Genomic DNA, 9,158 nt, shown 5'->3' with positions numbered 1-9,158 from the left:
CCGGAGCCGCAGGAGGCGGCGGCGGAGGCGGCGGGGGCGGTGGCGGCGGGGGCGGAGCAGCCGCGCCGAAGTTGTAGACCAGGCTCGCCAGCAGGCTGTTCGACGTGAACTTGCTGTTGTTGGAGAACGTCACCGCGCCGGCGGAGCAGGCGAACGGATCCTCGACCGGGCCGCAGGTCGTTGCGCCCGGCGTGAAGGCGATGGTGCGCGAGGCGCTGTTCGACCCGGCATGGAAGTAACGGTACTTCAGGCCGATATCGATGTTCTCGCTGACCGGCATGTAGACGCCCGCGAGCAGCTGCCACGCGAGCTTGCCCTTGCTGTCGCCGAACTGCTTGACCTTCGCGTAGCCGACGCCGGCGCCGGCATAGCCGCCGAGGCTGCCGTTGCCGCCGAAGTCCAGCAAGCCGTTGACCATCCCGGAGAGGACCGTCGCCGAGTTGTCGAGGTTGAAGTCGCTGGTGGTGGTGAAGGCCGTCCCCGCACCGGTGTTGATCGCGGTGACGATCGATTCACCCGGATTGAAGCCCTTCGGCTTGGCATGCTTGTAGCCGAGTTCGCCCTCGACCCGGAACATGCCGAAATCGTAGCCGCCGATGAAATCGAGGTCCAAGCCCTTCTTGTAGCGGTAGCTGCCGAGGTCCGACCGGGTGAAGTCGACAGCGTCGGGGCCGACGAAGATCACCTCGCCGGAAACGTCCTGAGACTGTGGAAACAGGATGCCGCCTTCGACGCCGATGTAGCCGGCATTGTCGGTGGTCGCTGCGGCCGGCGTCGCCATGATGAACGCGGCGGCGCCCGCAAGAAGATATTTGCGCATAGGGTTTGCCCTCTTTCTGTTGGATGCCCTGCGGCCCGAACAGGTGCATCGCTAATATGTTTCATGAAAGCGGAGTCTGTCGCCGAGGTTGCGCCAAACTGTTGCCGCGAGGACACAGTTCATTTGGTGCTGCGCTGCGGCGAAATGCTGATGCGCCAATGAAAGAGGCCGGAAAGCGCCGTTTCGGCGCCTTCCGGCCTCAGAAAAAGCCAATGCCGCGCAACCGCCCGGTTGCGCTGCGGCAAGCTTTACGCGCCCGCAATCTCGTCGAGGGCGACCTTGACGCCCGGCCCCATGCTTGAGGTCACCGACACCTTCTTGACGAACTTGCCCTTGGCGCCGGACGGCTTGTTGCGGACGATCGCATCCATGAACGCGCGGAAGTTCTCGGCGAGGTCGGATTCCGAGAAGCTGGCCTTGCCGATCCCGGCGTGAACAATGCCCGCTTTTTCGACGCGGAACTCGACCTGGCCGGACTTGGCATCGTTGACCGCCTTCGCGACGTCCATCGTCACCGTGCCGAGCTTGGGGTTGGGCATCAGCCCCTTGGGTCCGAGCACTTTCCCGAGCCGGCCGACGATGCCCATCATGTCGGGCGTCGCGATGACGCGGTCGAAATCGATCTGGCCGCCCTGGATGCGCTCCATCAGGTCCTCTGCTCCGACGACGTCCGCGCCCGCGGCGGTCGCCTCGTCGGCCTTCCCGCCCTTGGCGAACACGGCGACGCGGACGTCCTTGCCGGTGCCTTTGGGGAGGGAGACGACGCCGCGGACCATCTGGTCGGCGTGGCGCGGGTCGACTCCGAGGTTGAGCGCGACCTCGACGGTCTCGTCGAACTTCGCGGTGGCATTGGCCTTGACCAGCGAAAGCGCCTCGTCGACCCCGTAGAATTTCTCGCGGTCGACCGTGCCGAGCGCCTTCTGCCGCTTGCTGAGCTTCGCCATGTTCAGCCCTCCACCACGGAAAGGCCCATCGCGCGGGCGGAGCCTTCGATGATCCTGGCCGCCGCGTCGAGGTCGTTGGCGTTCAGATCCTTCATTTTCACCTCGGCGATGTCGCGAAGCTGCGAGCGGCGGATGGTGCCGGCGCTGACCTTGCCCGGCTCGGCCGAGCCCGACTTGAGCTTCGCCGCCTTCTTGAGAAGGAAGGTCGCGGGCGGGGTCTTGGTGGTGAAGGAGAAGCTGCGGTCGGCATAGACCGTGATCACGGTCGGGATCGGGGCGCCCTTCTCGAGCTCCTGCGTGGCGGCGTTGAACGCCTTGCAGAACTCCATGATGTTGACTCCGCGCTGGCCGAGCGCGGGGCCGATCGGCGGCGCCGGGTTCGCAGTGCCCGCGGGCACCTGCAGCTTGATGTAGCCGGTGATTTTCTTTGCCATGTCACTCTCAATATATGTCCGCTGGACCCCGGATCGGTCGGGCTGAGCCCTGTCCGGGGTTCGACGGAACGTCGAAGTTTAGCGGTACGAACGATTGCCCGAAGGCGATCTCCCGCGGCTATCCTCCTGCTGTGCAGGAGCCTGGGCCCCGGCCTGCGCCGGGGAACAGAAGGTTTCCAATTGCTTGGAAGGGCGCGCCCCTACACGAAGGCTGTAGGAAAGTGAAGGGGAGGGGGTTCACGCGAAGGCGCGAAGACGCGAAGGCGCGGGGGCGCGGAGGAGGCTTAAGGCGAGCGGCCGCTTGTGATATTGCCGGTGAAGGGAAGGTGGCCAGGATCAGGGGGTCACCATGCGTTCGATATTCATGTTGGCGCTGCCGCTGCTGCTCGCGCCGTCGGCGGCGCAGGGCAAGGCCGGACCGGCCGAGCTCAAGTGGATGGACTCGCCCCCGCCCGGGCTCCCGGCCGGCGCGACCTTCGCGGTGGTCTCCGGCAACCCGGCCAAGGCCGGCAAATTCACCATCCGGATCAAAATGCCAAGCAACTATTCGGTCCCGCCGCACTGGCACCCGAGCGATGAGCATGTGACGCTGGTCTCGGGCAAGCTCGCCTACGGGATGAGCGACCGCATCGACCGTGCGGGCGCCGAGGCGCTCGCGCCGGGCGGCACCATCGTCATGAAGGCGAAGCACCACCACTGGGTGTTCACCGGCGACGGCGCGGAAGTGGAGGTGAGCGCGACGGGGCCGTTTGCGATTACTTATGTGAACAAGGCGGACGATCCGCGGAAGTGAGCGCCCGAGCATAGGGGAGCGCGCTGCGCAGCAGACGCGAGCCTATGTCGAAGAGAGCGCGAACAGCGGCCGGCGGGGCGGGCGGCATCGAGCCGGCCGAGCCCGTCCGACGGGGTCACGCGATTCACTCGCGTGACCTCCCTTGTTTGGTTTGACCTCCGGTCATCTTCGATTCCACGCGAAGGTGCGAAGGAGTGGCGGCGCCGAAAGGCGGCCGGATCGATAGTCAAGACGCGACCGGCCGTGTGCGTCATGCTATGAGGCTATTGCCGAGTCTGACGACTGATCGCCGCCACTTTAGGAGGAGGGCATCATGTTCGAAAATCTCGTAGAAGATCGTGAGCGGCGGCAGACCGTCCGGAGAGTCCCGGCGCTCGAAGATGACCGCCAGCGCGATATCGATTTGCTGCAAAGAGCGGTCGCGGCCTCCGTCAAAGAAGACCTCGGCTGGGACGGTGAAATCGACTTCTCACCGAAGGAGGTCGACCGCGAGGCATTGGAGCGCAAAAAGGTCGAACTCGGCCGACTGCTCAACACGCCCGTGCAGCACACGTTCGACTACAACTTGTGGCCCGGCTGGCAGGTCATCGTCCCCAAGTACGAATATTGGTGGGCGGTCGGCACCGGCATGCCGTGGGCGCATCTCGACGGGCACATCACCGTTTTCGCGACCGACGGATTCTCGGCATCCGGCTTTGGATTCTATCTCGAAGCAGACGAAGAAGGGTACGCGTCGATCTTTCCGAGCGGACCGGGCAAGTCGTCCTGGGCCGCCTTCAAGGATGCGCCCCGGCTCAGGAGCAAGGCGGGAGCAGGGGCCGTAGTCTACGAAGGCTCGAGCCTGCTCGTTTCCCGCCAGCCCGTCATGTGGGACGTGCAGGGACCGAAGCAGTTCACCGGCGGGGGAGACAACCGGGCTTTCGGCAATATCGCCTCGCCGACATTTCCGGGCATGTTCGGACCCGTCCCCTTGGCGCCCGTCCTCGCGCCGATCGGGCCCGGTCGGCGCCTGCTCGTGTGGTTCTATCACTGGCACTTGGGTGAGAACATGAAGGACGCCGCCTTTCTCTCCTTCGTGGCGTCCGAAGTGCCGATGGTGTTCGTCAATTTCGGCAAAGGGCCGATAGTGAACTGAGGGGGCGTCGGCGGGGATGCCCGAGGCGACTGCTCAGGCGGCGAGCAGATGCTCGATCCGCTGCAGTTCCTTTGCGAATTCGAAGCAGAGCTGCTCCGCTTCATCTTCCGGGAGCCAATTGGCCATCTGCGGAAATACCACCTGGTGATACAGGTGCGTGCGGCGATCCCAAGGGGCCTCGTCCTGCGCGGCCTTGGCGAGCGCCAGTAGCGCTTTAAGCTCCCGCCGCACCTCCTCCGGGTCGACCTTGGTGGGATCGGGGCGCGTATCTTCGAGGCCGAGCCCTAACTGGGATGGGCCGAAGAGATCGGGTTCGTCGGGCATATCTTCGCTCGCCTGTCAGCTTTTGCTGCGCCTTTCAGCGTTTGCTGACAGTTGCGGCGTCGCGCGCCCCCGTGCAACAGTCCCTCTCTGCTCGGCGAAAAGAAGATCGGGTCCACTATCGTGGAAAGCCTGTGGGGGGCGCTGTGAGTAAGTTGACGCTGGCCGAGGCAATCTCCGCTTTTGGCAAGGATGCGAAGGCCAAGCTGTCGAATCCCGCAGCGACGGGACAACCGGAAGACCAGCTGCGCACTCCGCTCGTCACCCTGTTCGACGATTTCGCCGAACTTACCGGCAAGGGCGGAAACGTCACGTTGGTGGGCGAAACGACGCTCGCCGGCGCCCAAACGCGACCCGATTTCGCCGTGACCGTGGGGGCCGGAAAGGCCAAAGCGCTGATCGGGTTCATCGAGGTCAAGGCTCCGGGCAAGGGCGCCGATCCACGCAAGTTCAAGGACCCGCACGACAAGGGCCAGTGGGCCAAGCTGAAGGCGTTGCCCAACCTGCTCTATACCGATGGTGAGGCATTTTCGCTGTGGCGCGACGGCGAGCCGGTCGGCCTGGTTCGCCTTAGCGGTGACATCGCATCGGCAGGACCAAAGCTCACCGCTCCGCCCGAGCTTCTGCCGCTGATCGAGGATTTCCTCAGCTGGCAGCCGATCCCGCCCAGGAACGCGCATCAACTCGCGATGACTTCGGCACGGCTTTGCCGGTTCCTGCGCGACGAGGTTCTGGAGCAGATGGAGCCCGAGGATTCTGCCCTGCGTGACCTCGCGAAGGACTGGCGCGGATTGCTGTTCCCGGAGGCGAGCGACGAGCAATTCGCCGACGGTTATGCGCAGGCGGTCACATTCGGTTTGCTCATGGCCAAGTCGCAGAAAGTCGATCTGGACGAGGGCCTCAATGAGGTTGCCAGCGACCTTGCGAAATCGAGCACGCTGATTGGCCGGGCTTTCGATCTTCTGACCAAGCAGGAGGACCTTCTTGGACCGTCGCTGAAGACGCTGGTGCGGGTTCTGAACGTCGTGGATTGGGGCGTGATCGCCAAGGGAAACCCCGAGGCTTGGATCGACTTTTACGAGCTGTTCCTGTCCATCTACGACAACCGCTTACGGAAGCTGACCGGCAGTTACTACACGCCGCCCGAAGTGGTGCGGCCGATGGTCCGCCTGTGCGACGAGGCGCTCAGGACCAGGTTCAACAAGCCAGCAGGGCTTGCCGACGCTGACGTGCAAATTGCCGATCCGGCGGTTGGGTCGGGCACTTTCCTGCTCGGCCTGTTGCGTCACATGGCCGACTGGAAGGAAGCCGACGAGGGGAAGGGCGCGGTCGGCCCATTCATCACCGAGGCCGCAAAAAGGCTTTTCGGGTTCGAGCTTCAGTTCGGCCCGTTCGCCGTAGCCGAGCTTCGGCTTCACGCCGAGATGATTGATCTTGGCGCAAGCGGTTCACCGCGCCTGTTCGTCACCGACACGCTCGGCGACCCCAACCAGGCATTCGAACGCGGCACCGGCATTTATGCCGCGCTGTCGAAGAGCCAGGAGGAGGCAAACGAGGTCAAGCGAACGCAGCCCATCACGGTCGTCATCGGCAACCCACCGTACAAGGAAAAGGCGAAGGGCAAGGGAAGCTGGGTCGAGCAGGGGAGCGGCAATTCGCCAGCGCCGCTCACCGATTGGCAGCCCCCGAAGAAATGGGGCGTGGGTGCTCACGCCAAGCACCTTCGCAACCTGTACATCTATTTCTGGCGCTGGGCGGCGTGGAAGGTGTTCGAGCAGGGCCGAGGCGGTCGCGACAAGGAGCCGCCTGTCGAAGAGCATTTGTCGGGGATCGTCTGCTACATCACCGTTGCGGGTTTCCTGAATGGGCCCGGTTTCCAGAAGATGCGCGAGCAGCTTCGGCGTGAGTGCGATGAAATCTGGGTCATCGACTGTTCGCCCGAAGGTCACCAGCCGGAAGTCGCAACGCGCATCTTCCAGGGCGTCCAGCATCCGGTCTGCATCACCCTCGCTTCGCGCTCGCCCGACAACGATCCCGATAAGCCCGCGCGCGTTCGCTATCGCTCGCTCGCCAAAGGCAAGCGCGAACAGAAGTTTGAAGAGCTGAAAATTATCTCACTTGGCGGGAAGGGCTGGGTTGATGGCGCATCCGATTGGCGCGCCCCGTTCCTTCCCGAGCTGACCGGAGGATGGGCAGATTTCGTACCGCTCGATTCAGTGCTCGTCGATTGCGGCTCGGGCACAATGCCGGGAAGGACATGGATTATCGCGCCGGATGCGCAGTCGTTGGAGCGCCGCTGGAAACGGCTGCTCGAAGAAGGAGATCCGTTCGAACAAGCGAAGCTGTTCCATCCACACGAAGGTGGTGACCGCACGATTGGCAAAGGCACGGATGGAATGCCCGGACAAGGGCCTATTGCCTCTGTCGATTTCGGGCTTGAGAACCAGGACTCCGTTGATCCGGAGAAGAGGTTTGCCGCGCTCGATGCTCTGAAACTCCAAAAGCCTGTTCACTATGGGTTTCGTTCCTTCGACCGGCAGTGGATCATCCCAGACAAGCGGCTGATCAATCGGCCCAACCCGAAGCTGTGGGAGAATTGCGGGCCTAAGCAGGTGTATTTGACGGCACAAATGGATCGCGCGCCATCGAATGGCCCGGCAGCAACGCTGTGCAGCATCATTGCCGATTTGCACCACTACGCGGGGCGTGGCGGTCGCGTATTCGCGCTTTGGGAAGACGCGGGGGCGCAAAATGGCAACGTTGCCTATGCCGCGATGAAGACGCTCACGAAACAGCATGGTGCGGCCCCAGAGCCCGAAGACGTATTCGCCTATATCGCCGCGCTGCTCGCCAATCCGGCCTACACGGACAAATTCAAATCCGATCTTGTCCGCCCCGGCCTGCGGGTGCCGCTGACCGCCGACAAGGCGCTGTTCGCCAAGGCTGCCGACATTGGGCGCGAAGTGATCTGGCTGCACACGTTCGGCGAGCGGTTTGCCGATCCCGCGCAAGGCCGCCCCCCTGGGCAACCGAAACTGCCTGACGCCGAAAGGCCCAAGGTGCAGGCCGGCCATCCAATCCCCGACGCGTCCCAAAGCTTTCCGGACACGATCGACTACGATCCGGCCAAGCGAGAGTTGAAAATCGGCAGCGGAATCATTGCCCCGGTCGCTCCCGAAGTCTGGGCCTATGAAGTCTCGGGCAAGCAAGTGCTTCGCCAGTGGTTCAGCTATCGCAAGAAGGATCGCGAAAAACCGCAGATCGGCGACCGCCGCCCGCCATCGCCGCTGGGCGAAATCCAGCCCGATCACTGGCTGTCTGAATATACGACCGAGCTGCTGAACGTGATCAACGTGCTGGGATTGCTCGTGAAGCTGGAGCCGAAGCAGGCGGCGCTGCTGGAGGAAATCGTGGAGGCGCCGCTCATCCCGGCATCGAAGTTGACCAGCTGACAAGCCGATCGCGGCTGAAGATCAGGCGGATCCCGGCTCAAGGGATGACGAAGGGGGGCGCACATCCCTCCCCTCCGCAGACATTCCATTGATCCTTTGGCTCAATGGAGCCTTCAAGCCCGCTCCGCCGTCCCACGCGCTAAATCCCCTCCACACCCCTCACCCGGCGCTTCGCGCCAGCCTCTCCCCGTTAGGGGAGAGGGGCTGATTTCGCTTGAAATGTTGGAATTCAATTGCTCCAGGAGGGAAGTGGGTCACGCGGAGTGAATCCGCGTGACTGGTGACCTACGGTCGTCTTCGACTCCGGACGGGTTCGTCGGCCTTTAGAGCCTCCGTCCCGCCGGCCGGTGCTGCGCCGTCTTTCGACGTAAGGACACTTGCTGCGCGCCGTTTTCCTTACGCTCGGCGGCGCCGGGCTCGACAATGGAGCTGCACCATCGCTCGCCCTTTGACTCGCGCCCAGGCGCTCGAGAACCGCGCGTTCCTCAAGCTCCTTCGCCGCACCGGCAATGTGCGGCTCGCGTGCCGCGAGCTGGGGCTCAAGTACGGGACGATGCAGGATCGGCGGCGCAAGCATCCGGCGTTCGCGCATGCGTGGGATGCGGCGCTGGTGTTCGCGCAGGCGCGGATCAGGTCCGGGGCTCAGGCCCTGAACAAGTCCAGGCCTTCGGCGAGAGCGGCAGTGGATTCCCGCTTTCGCGGGAATGACGAAGGCCGCTCGTTTCGCACCGCCGGCGGCGAGATGGTGATGGTTCGGCTGAAGAACGGTGCTCTCCAGATGAGGAGAGCCCAGCCGGGGAAGCTGACGCGCGAGGCGGAGCAGGCGTTCCTGGCGGCGCTTTCGGCGACGTGCAACGTCTCGCTCGCGGCGGCGGCGGTGGGGGCTTCCGAGGCCGCTTTCCACCGGCGGCGGCGGAAAGACCCGGCGTTCGCGCGCGAGGTGCGCATGGCGCTGAGCCAGGGCTACGACCAACTCGAGATGGCGCTGCTCGAGGCGGGGATGCCGGGGAGCCGCGAGCATGACGACTGGCGCTCGAACGAGCCGCCGGCGATGCCGCCGATGACGGCGAGCCAGGCGCTCCAGCTGATGTACCTCCACCAGAAGGAGGCGCGGCTGATCGCCGAGCCGCCGCACATCCGGCGGCGCCCGCGCGAGAGCGAGGAGGCGCATTCGGCGCGGCTGTCGGCGATGTACGAGGAGCAGATTCGGCGCGATCGCGAGGCGTTCGAGGTGGCCGAGGCGCTTCGCAGCGAGCGCG

General features: G+C 64.3%; 7 protein-coding genes and 1 pseudogene. 4 read left to right on the top strand and 4 right to left on the bottom strand.

Going from position 1 to position 9,158, the window contains the following annotated elements; all coding sequences use genetic code 11:
- From GH737_RS10620 to rplK, 3 genes are all read right to left on the bottom strand, one after another.
- Positions 1-820 (bottom strand): outer membrane protein (locus tag GH737_RS10620; RefSeq protein WP_155264795.1); only part of this gene is annotated, 820 nt, incomplete at its 3' end.
- Between the two features lie 248 nt (positions 821-1,068).
- Positions 1,069-1,764: a 50S ribosomal protein L1 gene (rplA, locus tag GH737_RS10615; RefSeq protein ID WP_155264794.1), complete on the bottom strand. Its 696-nt coding sequence runs from the start codon at positions 1,762-1,764 to the stop codon at positions 1,069-1,071.
- Between the two features lie 2 nt (positions 1,765-1,766).
- Complete coding sequence (gene rplK, locus GH737_RS10610; RefSeq protein ID WP_155264793.1) at positions 1,767-2,198, bottom strand: 50S ribosomal protein L11; 432 nt, start codon at positions 2,196-2,198, stop codon at positions 1,767-1,769.
- Between the two features lie 349 nt (positions 2,199-2,547).
- Between rplK and GH737_RS10605 the strand changes: the two genes are divergently transcribed.
- Together GH737_RS10605 and GH737_RS10600 are read left to right on the top strand one after the other, a co-directional pair.
- Entirely contained in the window at positions 2,548-2,991 is a 444-nt protein-coding gene (locus GH737_RS10605; RefSeq protein ID WP_155264792.1) for a cupin domain-containing protein, read from the top strand.
- Positions 2,992-3,304: 313 nt separating this feature from the next.
- Positions 3,305-4,126: a hypothetical protein gene (locus GH737_RS10600; protein ID WP_155264791.1), complete on the top strand. Its 822-nt coding sequence runs from the start codon at positions 3,305-3,307 to the stop codon at positions 4,124-4,126.
- Between the two features lie 33 nt (positions 4,127-4,159).
- Here the strand turns inward: GH737_RS10600 and GH737_RS10595 are convergent, their stop codons facing one another.
- Positions 4,160-4,450, bottom strand: a complete 291-nt coding sequence (locus GH737_RS10595; RefSeq protein WP_155264790.1) for a hypothetical protein — start codon at positions 4,448-4,450, stop codon at positions 4,160-4,162.
- Positions 4,451-4,593: 143 nt separating this feature from the next.
- On the opposite strand from GH737_RS10595, the gene GH737_RS10590 reads away from it, so the two are divergent.
- A complete protein-coding gene (locus GH737_RS10590; RefSeq protein WP_230558766.1) occupies positions 4,594-7,899 on the top strand; it encodes a type ISP restriction/modification enzyme in 3,306 nt (1,101 codons plus the stop codon).
- A 448-nt stretch (positions 7,900-8,347) separates the two neighbouring features.
- Positions 8,348-9,158 (top strand): annotated as a pseudogene (locus GH737_RS10585) (hypothetical protein); the annotation flags it as partial.

The organism is Sphingomonas segetis (assembly GCF_009720245.1).
Classification (GTDB): Bacteria; Pseudomonadota; Alphaproteobacteria; order Sphingomonadales; family Sphingomonadaceae; genus Sphingomicrobium; species Sphingomicrobium segetis.
This window is presented reverse-complemented; position numbering and strand designations above follow the sequence as displayed.

Bases quoted from the DNA above. Each gene is read 5' to 3' on its own strand.
- rplA (WP_155264794.1), bottom strand. From the start codon at position 1,764: ATGGCGAAGCTCAGCAAGCGGCAGAAGGCGCTCGGCACGGTCGACCGC.
- rplK (WP_155264793.1), bottom strand. From the start codon at position 2,198: ATGGCAAAGAAAATCACCGGCTACATCAAGCTGCAGGTGCCCGCGGGC.
- GH737_RS10605 (WP_155264792.1), top strand. From the start codon at position 2,548: ATGCGTTCGATATTCATGTTGGCGCTGCCGCTGCTGCTCGCGCCGTCG.
- GH737_RS10600 (WP_155264791.1), top strand. From the start codon at position 3,305: ATGTTCGAAAATCTCGTAGAAGATCGTGAGCGGCGGCAGACCGTCCGG.
- GH737_RS10595 (WP_155264790.1), bottom strand. From the start codon at position 4,450: ATGCCCGACGAACCCGATCTCTTCGGCCCATCCCAGTTAGGGCTCGGC.